Here is a 17610-nt window from a genome sequence, read left to right as displayed (position 1 = left end):
CCGCACCGGCACGGGATATCCTTCCCCGGATGGGCACCTCCCGTAGCGCCGAACCGACACTGATCGCCTCCAACCGCAAGGCCCGCCACCACTACACGGTCCTCAGGACCTACGAGGCAGGGATCGTGCTGGCTGGCACGGAGGTCAAGTCCCTACGCGAGGGCCGGGTATCGCTTGTGGACGCCTTCGCCCACGAACGCGACGGGGAGATCATGCTGTACGGGCTGCACATCGCGGAGTACGGCTACGGCACCTGGACCAACCACGCGCCCCGGCGCACCCGCAAGCTGCTGCTTCGCCGGGTGGAGATCGCCCGTCTCCTGGCACAGACCCGCGAGGGCGGCATCGCCCTGGTGCCGTTGTCGATGTACTTCGCCGGCGGCTGGGCGAAGGTCGAACTCGGTCTGGCCAGGGGCCGCCGGTCGTACGACAAACGGCAGGCGCTCGCCGAACGCGATGCCAACCAGGACATCGCCCGCGAGCTGGGCCGCCGGCTAAAGGGACAGTACGGGCGCGGCTGAGCCTGCCACCGCAGATTAGCGCGTTCGGGAGCGGATCGCGCCAGGCTGGTGACGGCCGGGGCGGCACCGGAGGGGTTCACGACGAGGTCGGCACGAGGCCGGCGCAGCGCGGATCCGGTGAACCGGACGGGCCGCGTGGCATCGTCCAGTCCAGGGCGGTGTCCTCCACCGGCCAGCCGGCCACATCAACCCGGCTCGTCGGCGTCCGCACGTCCCCGGAACACAACACCTGCCCCTGAACCGTGTTGTTGGGCAGGAACCGGACCACGCCGGAACGGTCCAGCACAATCGTCATCTTGTCGGTCACCGTCACCGCCTCACCCAGGACGATCTCCTGGGTGACCGGTTCGCCGACCTCGACGGCCACCGCCGGCAGCAGCGGCACCCGCAGGAACACCGCTCCCATCACCAGCGGCAACAGCGCGCCGGCCGTGTAGGTGAACGTGCGGGTCACCGTCGGGGCGATCCGGGCCGGCACCGGCCCGGTCAGCACCAGCGCGCCAGCCGGCGGGAGCGCCAGCAACACGGCGGTGGCCAGCTCACCGTGACCCACGGCTGCCCAGATGGCCGGGCCGAGCCAGGTGTAGCACGCCGCCGCGAGGACGACGGGCAGGATGACGCCGGTGACCGTCAGCAGCCGCGGCCGGTCCGGGAACCGGTTGCGGGTATGCAGGGCCACCAGCCACACCAGCAGCATCACCAGCACCGGCAGGAACCGTAGCTGCCAGGTGAGGGCGGCGAGGACGGCCGTCGCCACCAGCACCCAGTCCGGCGTACGAGAGGTGGCGTAGGCCAGTAGTGAACGCTCCGGGTCGAACCGGTCGGGTGCGCTGACCTGCAGCAGTCGGCCTAGCACGGCGGGCAGCAGCACCACCAGCGGCACCGCCCAGACCAGGGCGATGAGCAGTGCGCTGAGCAGCCCCAGTGGGCTGACGTACTGCACGAGCAGCAACATCGTCGACATGTCCTGCTGACTGAGCCGCCACAGCCGGAGCACCAGCAGCAGCACCGGAAAGGCAGGCAGCAGGGTCAGCAGCCACTGCTGCGCCTGGCGCGCCCCCGGGCGGCGGCGGGCGGCGGCCCCGGCCGTGGTCGGAACGGGTACGGCAGTGCGAACCTCTCCCACGGCCACTGCCGCACCTCCACCTCGTCCTCCGGCCATGGCTCCGGTTGCCGATCGACCGCGACCTGCTGCGGGTCGTTGTAGCGCTGCGCGGAGGCGAAGTACTTCTCGAAGGCCGCCCGCCACCGCTTGCCGTTGCGACCAATCCGCGACTCCTGTAAGGACAAATTGACCAGGTCTCGCATGGCCGGTTTGGTACCGGTGTTCACCCCCCACAGCTCGTCGCCGTCGGCGCCGAGGTCCGAGTGCCGCAACGGCTTGGGATCCGTCATCTCGTTCATCGGCGACGAGTCCGAACCTGGTGGACGGGGGGCAACGAAACCAGCCAGGATGGCCGCATCGCTGGTCACCGCGTCGACCTCACCGTCGTACAGCTCCTGGATGCACTCGCTGATCCGGTTGCGGCCGTGAGCCAGCGCGCCGGCCTCCTCCAGGTTCCGCTCCGCTGTCGAGGTCGCCAGGGTGCAGACGTTCCGCCCGGCGAGATCACGGAAGCTGGTCGGCGCGAGGTTGCTCTCGACCAGGGTGACCACTGACTGTTCGGTCTGCAGGTACGGCGCGGAGAAGATCACGCCCTGCTCGCGGCGCTGCTTGGTGACGCTGTAGGAGGCGACGACCAGATCGACGGTGACGAACCTGCCGTCGACGGTGCGCGCCTGCCGCCGGGCGCGGTCCTCACTCTCGATGGGCAGGAAGGTCACCCTGGAGGCGTCGAAGCCGAGATCCTCGGCGATCATGTAGGCGATCTCGATGTCGAAGCCCTCGAACGCGCCGTTCTGCAACCGCTGCGACACCCTGGGCTGGTCGTCCTTCACCCCGATGAGCAGTTCCTGCTTGCCGGTCAGCCCGGCCCGTTCGCGCAACTGCTCCCGGCTGGGCGGTCCGACGACGGCGACCACCCGGACCACCGCGACGACGAGGACCACCAGGAGCAGGAGCAGGGCGGCGAGGCGCAGCCGCCGACCCCGTCCCGTTCCGTCCGACCTGTCGGCCCGCTGCGGACGCGGGGCCTCGGTACCTTCACCAGACTCGCTCATCGACGCCCCCGTCCACCACTGACCGTGCGTGCTCCATTGTGGCCGACCACCCAAAAGGGTGACCCACAGTTACACAAGCGTTACCAAGCCATCCAGCCGGCAGGCCAGGTGCGCGCACATTCGCCAGGCGCGTCGGACACGTCGCCGAGTGAACCCGACCCTCAGCCGCCGAGTAGGTCCGCGTGGGCCGCGCGCAGGCGGACCAGCGCGGGATCGCCAGGTGCGGCCCGCTTGTCCAACTCGGCCCACACCTCGGCGAGCGCAGCGGCCACCCCGCGCAGCTCTGCGGCGTGCCGGCGACCACTCTGCGCACGCAGCGCCTCAAGGCGCCGGGCCCACCCAGCGGTGACCTCGGCGAGTCGCTCGGCGTCGGCACGGGCCTCGGCGACGGACCGGGCGGCGCCCGCCGGCACGATCGCGGCGACCGGTCGGGAGTCGCCGTCGCGGGTGACGACGGTGACCGTGTCGGTCAACTCCGCCATGGCGACGAGCTGGCTGAGTCGGGTACGCGCCTCGCGTAGGGGCAGCGAGCGCGCCGGGGCGTTTCGCGGGGTGAGTGCGGGGACAGCCATGAATACATCTTCGGTATCGGGTACGACACTTTCCGCTACCGTCCGCCCAGAAAGCCGCCCGTCAGCTCACGGAACGCTCCGGACATGAAGTCGTTCAACCCGGATTCCAGCTCTACGGGCGCCTCGACGATCTCCAACCCACCGAGGCACCCGCGCACCGCCGCGCCACTCAACGCGGCGGGTGGTCCCGGCGGGACGGGAACTGGGCACCGGGACGAGCGAGGGTGGACCGGGCCCGCAACCCGACCGGGTCGGGCGCCGTCATGTCGGCCGGCGCGGCGGCGGCCGGCGGCGGCAGGCGGGTGTCCAGGTACTCGACCCCGGCGCGGTCCTCGTCGGTCGGTGCGGCGAGCAGGGCGTAGACCAGCCCCACCACGCCGAAGATCACCAACAGTACGATCGGGATCAGCAGCGTACCCACCCCCGCGCCGGCGATGTCGCCGCGCTCCTCATGCAGGTGCACCGACAGGGCGCTCATTCCGGTGAAGTGCATGCCGTTGACCGCCACCCCCATGACCAACGCCGAACCGAAGATCGCCATGTCACGGCGGACGGTCACCGCGAGCCAGAGCGCGACGGTGGCCGCGACCACGGCGATCAACACCGACAGACCCACCCGGAGTCCGTCGTAGAACAGGTCCCCGTCCAGCCGCATCGCGGCCATGCCGCTGTAGTGCATCGCCGCCACCCCACTGCCGGTGAACAGGCCGCCAGCGAGGATACGCATCACCGAAAGCCGACCGGTGCCGACGATCGCCAGCCCGATACCGACCGCGAGCACCGCGAGCAACGCGCTGGCGACGGTGATCGGCACGTCGTACCGGATTCGGGAACCGGTCACGGCGAAGCCGAGCATCGCCATGAAATGCATCGTCCAGATGGCGGTGCCGCCGAGCGCCCAGGCCGCCAGCGTGCCCCACCAGAGCTTCTGCCCCGTGCTGGACGCCGCCCGGATCCGGCTGGCGCAGACCAGCCCGAGGATCGAGCCGAGCACCGACAGCGCGTAGCTGAGCGCCGGTGTGATCCAGCCGTACTCAAAATGATTGATGTCCGCCACAGTGGCTCCCCCCAGAGCTGCTACCGGCACGTAACCCACGTGCCGATGACATGATCCGGGACGTCTCCACCAGGCACAATACCGCCCCCCGGGGGATTGCGAGGGGTGGCGCTTCGGTAACTTAGCGGTGCGTCGATTCACCCTCCCTCAGCGCTGTCCGCGCCGCTCAACGGTACGCCAGGACCCCACGGTTGACGGCGCTGATCGCTTGCCGGGCGGTAGCCCGCAGCTCCGTCGAGGCTCCACCGGAGTCGGCCAACTGGCCGAGTAGGTCCACCACCTGCCGGGACCACCGGACGAAATCTCCGGCCGGCATCTCGCCATCCAACTCGTGCCCGCTGGCCAGCACCTTCGCCAATGCCTCACCCCTGGCCCAGCGGTACACCGGCCAGGCGAAGCCGAGGTCAGGTTCGCGGGTGACGGTCAGGCCCCGTGACGCCTCGTCGGACTCGATCTCGCTCCACAGCTTCAGCGTCGTGTCGACCGCCTCAGCGACCGCGCCACGGGGCAACGAGGCCTGCTCGTCGACGTCACGACGTGCCTCGAAAACCACCACGGAGACCGCCGCGGCCAACTCGGCCGGCGACAGCCCGTCCCAGACGCCGCGACGCAGGCACTCCGCCACGAGCAGGTCCGCCTCCGTCCAGATCCGCCCGAGCGTCCGCCCGGCATCGGTCACCCCGCCCCCGGCGGTGAGGTAGCCACGCGAGGTGAGCAGAGCGACGATCAGATCGAACGTGCGCGCCAGCGACCCCGTCCGGCCGGCGACCCGTTGGCGCAGCTCCTCGGTGTCGCGCTCCAACCGCCGGCGGCGCTCCGCCCACCGAGCGTGCTCCTCCCGTTCCGGACAGGCGTGGCAGGGGTGCCGGCGCAGTTCGGCACGGAACTGGGTCAGCTGGTGATCCTCCCCGGACTGCCGGGAACGGGCACCACGGCGTGAGTGCCGGTCCAGGCCGGTTCCGCTGACCGCGGCGGCGAGATCCCGACGGTCCCCCGGGGAACGAGGATTGAAGTGCTTCGGCACCCGGATACGGGCCAGCACCTCGGCGGGCGCGGTGAAGTCGCCTGGGGTGATCCGGCCGGCCCACCGGTCCTGGGTGAGCACGAGCGGACGCGGTTCCCCGAAGCCACCGGTGGCGGGGTCGAGCACCACTGCCAGACCGGCACGGCGCCCGGACGGCACCCGGATCACGTCACCAATCCGCAGCCGTTCCAACGACGTCACCGCCGCCGCCCGCCGCTGACTCTGCCCCTGTCGGGCGATGGCCCGCTCCCGGTCGGCGATGGCCACCCGCAGCGCGAAGTACTCGTCGAAGTCGCCGTGGTGACAGTCGGCCTCCGCGCCGTACGCCTCAAGGGTGTCGGTGTTGCGCTGCACCTGCCGGGCCAGGCCGACCACCGACCGGTCCGCCTGGAACTGCGCGAACGACGACTCCAGCAGCGCTCGGGCCGGTTCCGCGCCGACGCTGCCGACCAGGTTCACCGCCATGTTGTACGAAGGCCGGAAGCTGGAGCGCAGCGGATATGTGCGGGTGGAGGCCAAGCCGGCCACGTGCCGCGGGTCGGTCTCCGGGGACCACACCACCACGGCGTGCCCCTCGACGTCGATGCCCCGACGACCGGCCCGCCCGGTGAGCTGGGTGTACTCCCCCGGCGTCAGGTCGACGTGCGCCTCGCCGTTGTACTTGACGAGCCGTTCCAGCACCACGCAGCGGGCCGGCATGTTGATGCCCAGAGCAAGGGTCTCGGTGGCGAAGACCGCCTTGACCAGCCCGCGGACGAACAACTCCTCGACGACCTCCTTGAAGGCCGGCAGCATCCCCGCGTGGTGGGCGGCAAGACCACGTTCCAGCCCGTCGAGCCACCCCCAGTAGCCCAGCACGGACAGGTCCTCGCCGGGAATCGCCGTCACCCGGGCCTCCACGACCCGACGGATCTCCGCGCGCTCCTCCGGCGAGGTGAGCCGGAGCCCGGCGGCCAGGCACTGCTGCACCGCGGCATCGCAGCCGGCCCGGCTGAAAATGAACAGGATCGCCGGCAACAGGCCCTCACGGTCCAGCCGATCCACGATGTCCGGCCGGATCGGCCCCCGCCAGCGCGGCCCTCGACGACCGGCGCCCGGCCCGGCCGAACGCCCCTCACCCAGGTCGAGCCGGCGCGCCGTATCCCGGGTGTAGCGCAACAACTCTGGATGCACGTCGTGCTTGCGCGCCGCAGCGGCGTCGTGGAACAGGTCGAACATCCGCTTGCCGACCAGCATGTGCTGCCACAGCGGCACCGGCCGGTGCTCGCTGACCACCACCGTCGTCTCGCCCCGCACAGTGATCAACCAGTCGGCGAACTCCTCGGCGTTGGAGACCGTCGCCGACAGCGACACCAGGGTCACCGAGTCGGGCAGGTGGATGATGACCTCCTCCCACACCCCGCCGCGGAACCGGTCGGCCAGGTAGTGGACCTCGTCCATCACCACGTACGCCAGGCCCTCAAGGGTGGCCGAGCCGGCGTAGAGCATGTTGCGCAGCACCTCGGTGGTCATCACCACCACCGGGGCGTCGCCGTTGATGGCGTTGTCGCCGGTGAGCAGACCCACCTGCTCGGCGCCGTAGCGGACGACCAGGTCGTGATACTTCTGGTTCGACAATGCCTTGATCGGCGTGGTGTAGAAGCACTTGCGTCGGACGCCGTCGGTCGGTGCCGGCTCCCCGGGGGTGCCGCGCAGCGCCAGGTGTACGGCGAACTCACCGACCACGGTCTTGCCGGCTCCGGTGGGCGCGCACACCAGCACGCCGCTACCACGCTCCAGGGCCTGACACGACTCCCGCTGGAAGTCGTCGAGGTCGAACCCGAGGTCCGAGGTGAATTCTTCCAGCGCCGGGAACTGCGCGGCCTGGGCGGCCCGGCGGCGCGCCGTGGCGTACCGCTCGGCGGGACTCGACATGCTGCCAAGATTAGTGCGTGCCCCCGACGGGCATCCGGCAAGGCCGTCCGGCAGCCCGGTCGGAGCGGGTCGGTAGGGTGCACGACGTGCCGGATCATGCCGAATCGACCCAGGACGCACCTCAGCCCACCGAGGCCACCCGACGGGGCGCGTCCCGGCGGCCGGTCAAGGCGGTGCTGCTCGACTTCCACGGCACGTTGGCCCAGGTGGAGGAGCCCAGGCAGTGGGTGCTGGGCGCCGCGGCGGCATGTGGGGTCGAGCTGGACCGGATGCGCGCCACCGGACTCGCCGACCGGCTGCTGACCGCGGGTCGGGCCGGTGGGCCGCTGCCCGCCCGGGTGCCGCCCCACCTGGCCGAGTTGTGGGCCGACCGGGATCTCTACGAGCACGCCCACCGGGGCGCGTACACCGGGCTGGCCGCTACGGTCGACGCGAACATCGACGGCCTCGCCGAGGCGCTCTACGAGCGGTTGCTGGTGCCAGCGGGTTGGGTGCCCTACCCCGACACCGCGCCGACCCTCGCCGCTCTACGTGCGACCGGCGTACGGACCGCCGTGGTCAGCAACATCGGCTTCGACATCCGGCCCCTCTTCGACGCCTGGGGCCTGGCCGACCTGGTCGACACCCACGTGCTGTCGTACGAGGTGGGCCGCTGCAAGCCGGACCCGGCAATCTTCTGGCGGGCCTGCGGACTGCTCGGCGTCGACCCGGAGGCGACGCTGATGGTGGGCGACAGCGCGGCCGACGCGGGAGCCGTCGCGGCCGGCTGCGCGGCGCTCGTCCTACCGGCCGCGGACCCGGGCCAGCCCAACGGCCTCGGCTCCGTCCTGGACCTGACCCGCCCCTGACACCCAGCCCCGGTCCCGCCGCCACCCGCTACCGACCACACGGTCCAGCGCCTCGGACGGCCCGGCGATCCTGGCACGGGGTCGCCCTCTGAAGGCCGTTCCGTACCAAGATTCAGCGCCCCGTCAGCGCAGCAGGTGTAGGGCCCGGGGGATCGCGGTGACTGTCACGGGAAGGCCGAGGGAACGCTCGCCGTCAGCGTAGGTGGTGATGCCCTCGGCAACGAGGGTGACCGTGCGTGCCCGGTAGGTGTACACCAGAGGGTGCGCCACGTGGGTGCCGGCGTAGATGCGCGGCTTCACCCGGATCAGCGTGCGCCGGTCGAAGCGACCACCGACGACCACGTCGAGCAGGCCGTCGGTCGGGTCCGCCGCCGGGCAGATCCGCATCCCGCCGCCGTAGCTGGCCCCGTTGCCGACCGCCACCAGGACCGCGTCGACATCGACGCGCTCGCCGTCCAGGGTGAGGGTGTAGCGGCGTGGACGTAGCCGGGCCAACTCCACCAGGATGGCCAGGTCGTAACGGCGGGAGCCACGCGGCCAGCGCATCCGGTTCGCCCGCTCGTTGACGATGGCGTCGAAGCCGGCCGCGAGGACCGCACCGTACCAGCGGGCAGTCCCGTCCGTCTGGGTCATCCGGGCCAGGTCGACCGGCCTGGTGTGCCCCTCGCGCAGCGCCGCCGCGATGACGTCCACCGCCGCGCGTGGATCGGTCGGATAGCCGGTCTCGACGGCGAAGTCGTTGCCGGTGCCGGCCGGGATCGGACCGAACGGGACCGAGGTGCCGGCGACGGCCTGCATCGCCCGGTGCACCGTGCCGTCGCCACCCACCGCGACCAGCGCGCCGGCTCCCTCGGCGACGGCGGCATAGCAGGCCGACTCGGCCTCGGTGGCGGTGCCGGCGCGCAACAGCCGCACCGGTCGACCGGCCACCGAGAGCCGGTCCAGCAGGTCCGGCAGCAGTCTGCGGTGCCGGCCGCGCCCCGCGGTCGGATTGGCCAACACCGCGATCGGCCCGTCGGGGATCGAGTTGTGATCGTCAGCGGTCACGGCGTGCACCGTACCGCCACGGTCGACACCACAGAAGCTGTCCACGTCAGCCACTCCGAGCGTCGTGCCGGCCCGCACCTGGGGTGCGGGCCGGCACGACGGGGTCAGGTCACGTCGTCGTAGCGCTGCTCGATCGGCCGGGGCCGGGCCACCGGCTCGGGGGCCTCCACCGGGGCGACCGAGCCGACGGGCCCGCCCGCCTCCACCGGATCGCGGTCGTCCTCCAACGGGGAAATCTCGTCGTCGTCGATGCCGGCGTAGATTTCCTTGCCGCGTCCCCGGCGCTTGTCGTTGAGGAACGCGACGCCGACGGCGGCGAAGTAGAGCGCGCACAGGCACAGCGCCAGCGCGGTCATGCCGAACGGGTCAGGCGTGGGGGTCACCACCGCGGCGAAGGCGAAGAAGGCGAAGACGGCGATGCGCCACCAGCCGAGCAGCCGCTTGGCGCTGGCGATGCCGACGAAGTTGAGCATCAGCACGATCAGCGGGAACTCGAACGCCACCCCGAACATCAGGATCAGGTTGGTGATGAACGAGATGTACCGGGTGATGTCGAGGGTCGTGTTGATGTCGTCGCCCGAGACCTGGAGCAGAAATTCCAGGCCCTTGGCGGCGACGAAGTACGCCAGCACCGCGCCGGCCGCGAACAGCGGTGCCGCCAGGGCGGTGAAGGCGTACGCATACCGCCGCTCGTTGCGGTGCAGGCCCGGCGCGATGAAGGCCCAGAGTTGGTAGAGCCAGATCGGTGCGGCGAGGATCAGCCCGACCCAGAGGCCGATCTTCAGGTTGAGCAGGAACAGGTCCGCCGGGCCGAGCTGGACGAAGTTGCATCGACCGTTGGCGAGCAGACTGCCCGGCAACTGGCAGTACGGCTCGGAGAGCAGCTCACGGACCGGACCGGCCAGCCAGATGCCGATACCGAAGCCGACCAGGATGGCCAGCGACGCCTTGAACAGCCGGTTGCGCAGTTCCCGGACATGTTCGACGAGGGTCATCGAACCGTCGGCGGCCCGCTCGAAACTGGTCGGTCCGCGCTTGCGGAGTCCGAAGGCCACGATTACCGGCCCCGCCGATCAGTTCTCGCGGACGCGCTGCACCGGGTCGCCGACCGGCTGCTGCACGGTGCCCTGGTACGGCTGCTGCTGCGGCGCCTGCTGCGACGGGTACGGCTGGTAGCCGGCCTGCGCGTCGGCCTTGCCGGCAAGGTCGCGGTCGTCGTCGGCAAGGCTCTTGGTCTCGGCCTTGATGATTCGCAGGGAACGGCCGAGGGAACGGGCGGCGTCGGGGAGCCGCTTCGCGCCGAAGAGCAGGATCAGCACGACCACGAGTACGGCGATGTGCCAGGGCCTGAGGGCACCCATGTGAAGCTCCAGTCGCTCTGTTTCGATGGGGGTGATGCCGCAGCCCATCGTACGTGCGTCGAAGGCTGTTGCCACCCGCCCGGGAGGTGGTGGTTGGTCCGACGGGTGAAGTCTCGACCAACCGTGAGTGTCCCGTCAACCGGGCAGCTGAATGATACTGCGCAAAATCGGGCCGCAACGCGCAAAAGAGCGCACGAGGCGACCAGCCTCGCGCGGCGCTCAGTCGCCGCGACGCGACCGGATCAGGACGAGCCGCTGCCGGGTGGTCTCCAGCCGACTCTGCAACCCCTCGGCACGCTGCTCAAGGCTCTCCGCCGCCACGCCCAGCGACGCCGCCTCGTCGGCACGTCGCTGCAACTTCACCACCGCCCGACGCAGCTCGGGCAGCCGCGCCAGCACGGGCCGCACGGTCAGAGCGAGCACCACCAACGGCACCAGCACCAGCGCGAGCACGATCCACTTCAGCACGGCCGCCAGCCTACTGCCTGCCGCCCGCCACCGCCGGGTCGACGCCGACCGGCGTCGGAGTCGCGTACGCCTCCAGGGCCGCCACCGCCGTGTCACGGACCTGCTCGGCCAACTCCATGGGAGCGACGACGGCGACGTCCGGACCCAGACCGAGCACGAACCGGCGGGCCCAGCCGAGGTCGGTGACCCGCATCGAGACCACCCACCGCTCGCCGTCGGACTCGACCCGTTCACACGGGTAGTACTCGGTGATCCACCGTTCGCCCCGGCCGATCCGCAACGTGATCAACGGCAGGTCGGGTGACGCCCGGAACGCCCCCTCGCTCAGGTCCTGCGGGCGGGCCTGCGGCGGCACCACAGCGGGCTCAGCCAGTTCGGCGACAGCGTCGATCCGGTCGGCCCGGAACAGCCGCACCGCTTCGGCCCGCCGACACCACGCCTCCACATATGACCGGCCACCGACCATCAGTACCCGCAGCGGGTCGATGACCCGCTCGGTGGTCTCGTCCCGGGCGGCGGTGTAGTAGGTGATCCGCAGCGCGCGTCCACCCTCCACCGCGGCACGCAACTGCGCCACCCGTCCCGCGTCGCCGGGCAGCCGAACCTCCACCGGCGCGGCGACCAGATCACCGGCCGCGTCCTCGATCTTGGCTAGGGCCCGCTCGACGGCCTCCCGGTTGGCCACCCCGGGTGTCTCGGCCAGCATCCGCAGCGCCACTACCAGCGCGAGCGCCTCATCCGGAGTGAGCCGCAGCGGCCGGTCGATGCCGGCGTCGTAGGTGATGGTCACCCGGTCGCCGTCGAAGGCCATGTCGATCAGATCACCCGGCCCGTACCCCGGCAGGCCGCACACCCACAGCAGCTCCAGATCCTCCCGCAGCTGCCGCTCGGTGACGCCCAGGTCGCCGGCCGCCTCAGCGATCTCGATGCCCGGCCGGGCGAGCAGGTAGGGCACCAGATTCAGCAGCCGGGCCAGCCGGTCAGCGGACGTGCGCGACCCGCCCCGCACCACCGGCCGCAGGCCCCCACTCGCACTCACCGGGTCACCGCCACTGCCGTGTCGTGCCGGGCGGCGATCTCCTTGAGCCGCTGGATGACCGCCTCGCGGACCTCCGGCGGATCAAGGACACACACGTCGGGGCCGTAGCCGACCAGATGTCCGGCGAGGGACTCCGCCTCGGCGTACGGCAGGACCAGCCGGTCGGCCGCCGCCCCGGCGACGACCTCCACCGCCCAACGGCGCAACCCGACGGCTCGTCCCGGGCTGACCAGCACGGTCGCCCGGCCGGGACGCTCGATCGGGCCCGACCAACGCGCCACGTGGCTGATCAGATCGACCCCGGCCGGCGGCTGGTACGCCGCCGGCTCGCCGGCGGCCCGGACCGTGCCGACCACTCGGGACAGCCGGAAACATCGGGTGGCGTCGCGCTCCAGGTCGTGGCCGACGACGTACCACCGGCCACGCCAGCAGACGACGCCCCACGGTTGCAGCCGACGGCGGTCGGGCGCGTCGCGGTCGGGCACCCGGTAGTCGAAGCGAACCTCGCGCCGGTCCCGTGCGGCGGCGGCCAGCGGGGCGAACGCCGGGTCGACCGTGACCATCGGTTCCAGCCCCAGGGTGGCCTGTGGATCAACGTCGACGCCGGCGGCGCGCAGCTTGGCCAACCCGGATGACGCGGCGGCGGCCAGGCCGGCGTGCTGCCAGAGCCGGGCGGCGATGCCGACCGCAGCGGCCTCGTCAGGCTTGAGGGGGATGTCGGGCAACGCGTACTCGCGACGGGCGATCCGGTACCCGGGCTCCGCGTCGAACGCGCTCGCCGTCCCGGTCTCCAGCGGTACGCCCAGCTCACGCAGCTCGGCCTTGTCCCGTTCGAACTTGCGCTGGAAAGCCTCGTGCTCACGGGCCTCGTCCGGCTCGTGCTCGTAACCGGGCACGGTCGCGGCAATCTGCGCGGCGGTCAGGAACCGCCGCGTAGACAGGAGGCAGATCACCAGGTTGACCAGGCGTTCGGTGCGGCTGCGCGACACCCCGTAGACGCTAGCAGCCCCCCAGCTTGGACACGCACCCGCGCACCGCGCCGTCGGCGGGCAAGGGACCCTTCCTAACGCCTGAGGTAGAGCACGGGCCCTTCCGGACAGCGGCGCCTTCCCAACAGCTGCGCCAGGTACACCCACGATCGGCGCGCACCCCGCCGTCCGCGGGGCGGCTCGCCGGGCGCTAGCGTGCGGGGCATGGTGCGGTGGCGGGCAGGAACGGTGACGGCGCTGCGGCGCGGCTGGACCGGGGCGGTCGAGCTGGACGTCGAGGTGGCCGGCGACATGATGCGGGCGCTCGCCTACCCGGCCCTGGTCGGCTACCCCGAGGTCGGCGACCGGGTGCTACTCAATGCCGGCGCGCTGCTGATGGGTCTGGGCACCGGCGGGTACGCCCTGGTCGTGGCGTTGCCCGACCGGCTCCCGCCGGACCCGCCCGAGGCGATCGACTCACGCGACGCGGGCCACCTGGTGAAGGCCCGCTACACCCCGCTGCAGCCGATCCTGCTCGGCGTCGACGAGGAGGCCTCGCCGCACCACGAGACGCTGGCCGACGCGACGGACCTGGCCGGGCTACCGGTGGTCACCGCCGACCTGCACTCCGCGCTGCCGGCGATCCTGGCCGGTGTCCGCGCCGACGCACCGCCCGCCCGGGTGGCCTACCTACTCACCGACGGCGGGGCGCTGCCCGCCTGGTTCTCCCGCACCCTCGCCGGGCTGCGCGACGAACTGGTGGGCACGATCAGCGTCGGGCAGACCTTCGGCGGCGACCTGGAGGCGTCCACGCTGTACAGCGGGTTGCTCGCCGCCCGACACGTGCTCGGTGCCGACGTGGCGGTGGTGGCCCAGGGGCCCGGTAACCTCGGCACCGGTACCCCTTGGGGCTTCTCCGGTGTGGCCGTCGGCGAAGCGGTGAACGCCGTCGCCACGCTGGGCGGCCAGCCGATCGGCTCGCTGCGGATCTCCGCTGCCGATCCACGGCCCCGGCACCGTGGCGTTTCGCACCACAGCCTCACCGCGTACGGCCGGGTGGCGCTGGCCAGCGCGGAGCTGGTGGTGCCCGACGGCCTGGAGCCGGCACTGGCCACCGAGGTCGAGACCGCACTGGCGCCACTCGCCGCGCGGCACCGCGTGCTGCGGGTGGACACCACGGGACTCGACGAGGCGCTGCGTCGCAGTCCGGTCCCGCTGTCGACGATGGGCCGCGGGCTGGACGCCGACCACGCCTACTTTCTGGCCGCCGCCGCTGCCGGCCGGCATGCCGGCCAACTCGCGCGGCAGTGACCGACGCGAGTCGGCTCGCGGGACAGACCGGAGCGACCAGGCTTACGCGAAAACGACAAGCGCGAGCCAGGCGCCGACGATCAGCGCCAGCACCAGCGCCAACACCCAGGTGGGGACGGTGTACTCGCCACGCCGGTTGCGTTCGACCTCGGCGCGGACCTTCTCGCGGCGGCGTTCGAGCCAGCCCTGTCGATCGGCACCCTGGCCGGGAGGTTCGGGAGGAATCACGACGGGCCAGCCTACCCGGCCCGCCGACGCCGAGCGGGCAGGGCGTGGGCGAAGCGCGACCTACCTCGCGACCCGACCCACGCCCTCGGCTCACATGCTGGCGATCAGCCGCTCCACCCGCTCGTCGTACGCCCGGAACGGGTCCTTGCACAGCACGGTGCGCTGCGCCTGGTCGTTGAGCTTCAGGTGCACCCAGTCGACGGTGAAGTCCCGCCGCTTCTCCTGGGCGTGCCGGATGAACTCCCCGCGCAGCCGGGCCCGGGTGGTCTGCGGCGGCGTCTCCTTGGCCTCGAAGATCTCCGGGTCGGTGGCCACCCGATCCACGTCCCCCCGCCGTTCCAGCAGCGCGTACAGCCCGCGGCCCCGGCGCACGTCGTGATAGGCCAGATCCATCTGCGCCACCCGGGGGTGGGACAGCGGCAGGTCGTGCTTGCGCTGGTAGCGCTCGATCAACCGCAGCTTGGTCACCCAGTCGATCTCCCGGGACACCGGCTCCAGGTCGCCGGTCTCCACCGCGCGCAACACCCGGCCCCACAGCTCGACCACCCGCTTGGCGGTCTGGTCGCCGCCACGCCGCTCGACGAACTCGATCGCCTTGGTGAGGTACTCCTGCTGGATGTCCAGGGCACTGACCTCCTTACCCGAGGCCAGCCGCACCTTCCGCCGGCCGGTGATGTCGTGCGACACCTCCCGGATGGCCCGGATCGGGTTCTCCAGGGTCAGGTCGCGCATCACCACCCCCGCCTCGATCATCCGCAGCACGATGTCGGCCGTGCCGACCTTGAGCAGCGTGGTGACCTCGTTCATGTTGGAGTCACCGACGATGACGTGCAGCCGGCGGTAGCGCTCCGCGTCGGCGTGCGGCTCGTCCCGGGTGTTGATGATCGGGCGGCTGCGGGTGGTGGCCGAGGAGACCCCCTCCCAGATGTGCTCGGCCCGCTGGGACAGGCAGTAGACCGCGCCGCGCGGCGTCTGCAACACCTTGCCCGCGCCGCAGATCAACTGCCGGGTGACGAGGAACGGGATCAGAACGTCGGCGAGCCGGCCGAACTCGCCGTGCCGGGACACCAGATAGTTCTCGTGGCAGCCGTAGGAGTTACCGGCCGAGTCGGTGTTGTTCTTGAACAGGTAGATCTCGCCGGCGATCCCCTCGTCGTGCAGCCGTTTCTCCGCGTCGATGAGCAGCCCTTCCAGGATCCGCTCGCCGGCCCGGTCGTGAGCGACCAGGTCGACGACAGAGTCGCACTCGGGGGTGGCGTACTCGGGATGCGAGCCGACGTCCAGGTACAGCCGTGCGCCGTTGCGCAGAAAGACGTTGCTCGACCTACCCCAGGACACCACCCGGCGGAAGAGGTACCGGGCCACCTCGTCAGGGGACAGCCGCCGCTGCCCGCGATACGTGCAGGTGACGCCGTACTCAGTCTCCAGACCGAAGATTCGCCGCTCCATGATGAGACATTAGCCGTACCGGGGCCCTGTTCGTCACTGTCGCGGCACGTGACCGTGTCGGGCGTACCGGATCACGGCACGGCGCGGAGCCCCGAGGCGTGCTCCTGGCACCGGTCGTACTCGGGCAGCAGCCCCGCCCTGCGGACCTGAGCCAGGCTCGGCGCGGCGGCGTCGCGGGCGGACAGCTGCGGCGAGCCGGTCGGCCAACCGATGCCCAACTCCTCGTCCAGCGGGTGCACCGTGTGCTCGGCCGCCGGGTTGTAGGTCGTCGAGCAGAGATAGGTGAGGACGGCGTCGTCGGTCAACGCGCAGAAACCGTGCCCGAGCCCTTCGGCGAGGTAGACCGCCCGCCGCTCCACCTCGTCCAGGCGTACGCCCTCCCACCGGCCGAAGGTGGGCGAGCCGGCCCGCAGGTCGACCACCACGTCGAGGACCGCGCCGCGGACGCAGGTGACGTACTTCGCCTGTCCCGGTGGTACGTCGGCGAAGTGGACGCCGCGCACGACGTCGCGGGCCGAGACGGAGAGGTTGCCCTGGGCCAGCCGCAGCGGATGCCCGACCGCCTCGGCCAGCCGGTCGAAGCGGTACCACTCCAGAAACAGCCCGCGCGGGTCACCGTGCTGCTGCGGGGTGACCTCCCAGGCGCCCTCGATGCTCAGCGGTCGCAGTTTCACCGGTCGACCCCCGGCCCGCCGAGCTCGCCGGCCAACTCCTCGCGCCCACCGGCGAGCAGGTCGAGCAGGTAGTCGCCGTAGCCGCTCTTGGCCAGTGGCTCAGCGAGGAGGCGCAGCTGCGTGTCGTCGATCAGCCCGGCCCGCCAGGCCACCTCCTCGACGCAGCCGATCTTCATGCCCTGCCGCTCCTCGATCACCCGGACGAACTCGGCGGCCTGCATCAGCGAGGTGAACGTGCCGGTGTCCAGCCAGGCGGTCCCCCGATCCAGCACGGTGACCGACAGTTCGTCACGGCCACGGTACGCCTCGTTCACCGCGGTTATCTCCAACTCGCCCCGGGCGCTGGGCCTCAGCGCCCGGGCGATCTCGACCACCCGGTTGTCGTAAAAGTACAGGCCGGGCACGGCGTACCGGGACTTCGGCTGTCTTGGCTTCTCCTCGATCGACAGCACCCGGCCGTCGGGGTCGAAGTGCACCACGCCGTAGTCCTGCGGGTTGGCCACCGGATAGGCGAAGATTCGCCCGCCGGTCGGGTCGCCCGACGCGGCCAGCTGCTGCCCCAGGCCCACCCCGTGGAAGATGTTGTCCCCCAGGATCAGCGCCACCGCCTCGTCGCCGATGAAGTCCGCGCCGAGCACGAACGCCTGGGCGATACCCTCCGGCCGGGGCTGGGCGACATACGCCAGCCGGAGCCCGTACTGGGTGCCGTCGCCGAGCAGGCGCCGGAACTGGTGCTGCTCCTCCGGCGTGGTGATCACCAGGATATCGCGAACCCCGGCCATCACCAGGGTGGAGAGCGGATAGTAGATCATCGGCTTGTCGAAGACCGGCATCAGCTGCTTCGACACCGCCCGGGTGATGGGCCACAGCCGGGATCCGGTGCCACCGGCAAGCAAGATTCCACGCACCCCGGGGAGGGTACCGGTATCCGACAACACCGCCGCGCGTCGTCTGCACCGCGGCGGTGGA

Annotated in this window: 18 protein-coding genes; 3 read left to right on the top strand and 15 right to left on the bottom strand. The window is 71.4% G+C overall.

Annotated features, from left to right (window positions below):
• The first annotated feature begins 29 nt into the window (after positions 1-29).
• Positions 30-521, top strand: coding sequence for an SsrA-binding protein SmpB (gene smpB / locus ACFHWY_RS10810; RefSeq protein ID WP_416579999.1), 492 nt, complete (start codon positions 30-32; stop codon positions 519-521).
• Positions 522-597: 76 nt separating this feature from the next.
• On the opposite strand, the gene ACFHWY_RS10805 is transcribed toward smpB, so the two are convergent.
• From ACFHWY_RS10805 to ACFHWY_RS10785, 5 genes are all read right to left on the bottom strand, one after another.
• Complete coding sequence (locus tag ACFHWY_RS10805) at positions 598-1647, bottom strand: hypothetical protein (protein ID WP_416579998.1); 1050 nt, start codon at positions 1645-1647, stop codon at positions 598-600.
• A complete protein-coding gene (locus tag ACFHWY_RS10800) occupies positions 1551-2681 on the bottom strand; it encodes a transporter substrate-binding domain-containing protein (protein ID WP_416579997.1) in 1131 nt (376 codons plus the stop codon). The genes ACFHWY_RS10805 and ACFHWY_RS10800 overlap by 97 nt, the downstream gene beginning before the upstream one ends.
• Before the next feature lie 161 nt (positions 2682-2842).
• On the bottom strand, positions 2843-3253 hold the full coding sequence (locus ACFHWY_RS10795; protein ID WP_416579996.1) for a type II toxin-antitoxin system Phd/YefM family antitoxin: 411 nt from the start codon (positions 3251-3253) through the stop codon (positions 2843-2845).
• A 169-nt stretch (positions 3254-3422) separates the two neighbouring features.
• Positions 3423-4310: an MHYT domain-containing protein gene (locus ACFHWY_RS10790; RefSeq protein ID WP_416579995.1), complete on the bottom strand. Its 888-nt coding sequence runs from the start codon at positions 4308-4310 to the stop codon at positions 3423-3425.
• 166 nt (positions 4311-4476) lie between these two features.
• Positions 4477-7248, bottom strand: a complete 2772-nt coding sequence (locus ACFHWY_RS10785) for a DEAD/DEAH box helicase (protein WP_416579994.1) — start codon at positions 7246-7248, stop codon at positions 4477-4479.
• Positions 7249-7334: 86 nt separating this feature from the next.
• Between ACFHWY_RS10785 and ACFHWY_RS10780 the strand changes: the two genes are divergently transcribed.
• Positions 7335-8096, top strand: coding sequence for an HAD family hydrolase (locus ACFHWY_RS10780; protein ID WP_416579993.1), 762 nt, complete (start codon positions 7335-7337; stop codon positions 8094-8096).
• Positions 8097-8219: 123 nt separating this feature from the next.
• Here ACFHWY_RS10780 and ACFHWY_RS10775 read toward each other — a convergent pair whose 3' ends face one another.
• From ACFHWY_RS10775 to ACFHWY_RS10750, 6 genes are all read right to left on the bottom strand, one after another.
• Positions 8220-9152, bottom strand: a complete 933-nt coding sequence (locus ACFHWY_RS10775; RefSeq protein WP_416580139.1) for a diacylglycerol kinase — start codon at positions 9150-9152, stop codon at positions 8220-8222.
• 95 nt (positions 9153-9247) lie between these two features.
• Positions 9248-10198, bottom strand: coding sequence for a twin-arginine translocase subunit TatC (gene tatC / locus ACFHWY_RS10770; RefSeq protein WP_416579992.1), 951 nt, complete (start codon positions 10196-10198; stop codon positions 9248-9250).
• 18 nt (positions 10199-10216) lie between these two features.
• The gene (tatA, locus tag ACFHWY_RS10765) at positions 10217-10504 is read right to left on the bottom strand and encodes a Sec-independent protein translocase subunit TatA (protein ID WP_416579991.1); all 288 of its coding nucleotides are present in this window, start codon (positions 10502-10504) and stop codon (positions 10217-10219) included.
• A gap of 219 nt (positions 10505-10723) precedes the next feature.
• Positions 10724-10972 carry a hypothetical protein gene (locus ACFHWY_RS10760; protein ID WP_416579990.1) on the bottom strand — a complete coding sequence of 83 codons (249 nt, stop codon included), beginning with the start codon at positions 10970-10972 and terminating at the stop codon, positions 10724-10726.
• Between the two features lie 10 nt (positions 10973-10982).
• Positions 10983-11981, bottom strand: coding sequence for a helix-turn-helix transcriptional regulator (locus tag ACFHWY_RS10755; protein ID WP_416580138.1), 999 nt, complete (start codon positions 11979-11981; stop codon positions 10983-10985).
• Positions 11982-12007: 26 nt separating this feature from the next.
• The gene (locus ACFHWY_RS10750; protein ID WP_416579989.1) at positions 12008-13000 is read right to left on the bottom strand and encodes a helix-turn-helix transcriptional regulator; all 993 of its coding nucleotides are present in this window, start codon (positions 12998-13000) and stop codon (positions 12008-12010) included.
• Between the two features lie 204 nt (positions 13001-13204).
• Between ACFHWY_RS10750 and ACFHWY_RS10745 the strand changes: the two genes are divergently transcribed.
• Entirely contained in the window at positions 13205-14290 is a 1086-nt protein-coding gene (locus tag ACFHWY_RS10745; RefSeq protein ID WP_416579988.1) for a DUF3866 family protein, read from the top strand.
• A gap of 42 nt (positions 14291-14332) precedes the next feature.
• On the opposite strand, the gene ACFHWY_RS10740 is transcribed toward ACFHWY_RS10745, so the two are convergent.
• The 4 genes from ACFHWY_RS10740 to rfbA all read right to left on the bottom strand — a co-directional run bounded on the left by ACFHWY_RS10740 (position 14333) and on the right by rfbA (position 17549).
• Positions 14333-14518, bottom strand: a complete 186-nt coding sequence (locus ACFHWY_RS10740; protein ID WP_416579987.1) for a hypothetical protein — start codon at positions 14516-14518, stop codon at positions 14333-14335.
• A 90-nt stretch (positions 14519-14608) separates the two neighbouring features.
• Positions 14609-15967: a Pup--protein ligase gene (gene pafA / locus ACFHWY_RS10735; RefSeq protein ID WP_416579986.1), complete on the bottom strand. Its 1359-nt coding sequence runs from the start codon at positions 15965-15967 to the stop codon at positions 14609-14611.
• Positions 15968-16038: 71 nt separating this feature from the next.
• Positions 16039-16641, bottom strand: a complete 603-nt coding sequence (locus ACFHWY_RS10730; protein ID WP_416579985.1) for a dTDP-4-dehydrorhamnose 3,5-epimerase family protein — start codon at positions 16639-16641, stop codon at positions 16039-16041.
• Positions 16638-17549, bottom strand: coding sequence for a glucose-1-phosphate thymidylyltransferase RfbA (gene rfbA, locus ACFHWY_RS10725; RefSeq protein ID WP_416579984.1), 912 nt, complete (start codon positions 17547-17549; stop codon positions 16638-16640). Before rfbA ends, ACFHWY_RS10730 begins: the two co-directional genes overlap by 4 nt.
• Positions 17550-17610: the final 61 nt, after the last annotated feature.

It is taken from the genome of Micromonospora sp. LOL_024 (assembly GCF_048060415.1).
Taxonomy (GTDB): Bacteria; Actinomycetota; Actinomycetes; order Mycobacteriales; family Micromonosporaceae; genus Micromonospora.
The sequence above is the reverse complement of the archived record's forward strand: the minus strand, read 5'-3'. Positions and strand labels throughout refer to the sequence as shown.

Coding starts and splice junctions, on each gene's coding strand:
- smpB (WP_416579999.1), top strand. CDS start 30: ATGGGCACCTCCCGTAGCGCCGAACCGACACTGATCGCCTCCAACCGC.
- ACFHWY_RS10800 (WP_416579997.1), bottom strand. CDS start 2,681: ATGAGCGAGTCTGGTGAAGGTACCGAGGCCCCGCGTCCGCAGCGGGCC.
- ACFHWY_RS10795 (WP_416579996.1), bottom strand. CDS start 3,253: ATGGCTGTCCCCGCACTCACCCCGCGAAACGCCCCGGCGCGCTCGCTG.
- ACFHWY_RS10785 (WP_416579994.1), bottom strand. CDS start 7,248: ATGTCGAGTCCCGCCGAGCGGTACGCCACGGCGCGCCGCCGGGCCGCC.
- tatA (WP_416579991.1), bottom strand. CDS start 10,504: ATGGGTGCCCTCAGGCCCTGGCACATCGCCGTACTCGTGGTCGTGCTG.
- ACFHWY_RS10745 (WP_416579988.1), top strand. CDS start 13,205: ATGGTGCGGTGGCGGGCAGGAACGGTGACGGCGCTGCGGCGCGGCTGG.
- pafA (WP_416579986.1), bottom strand. CDS start 15,967: ATGGAGCGGCGAATCTTCGGTCTGGAGACTGAGTACGGCGTCACCTGC.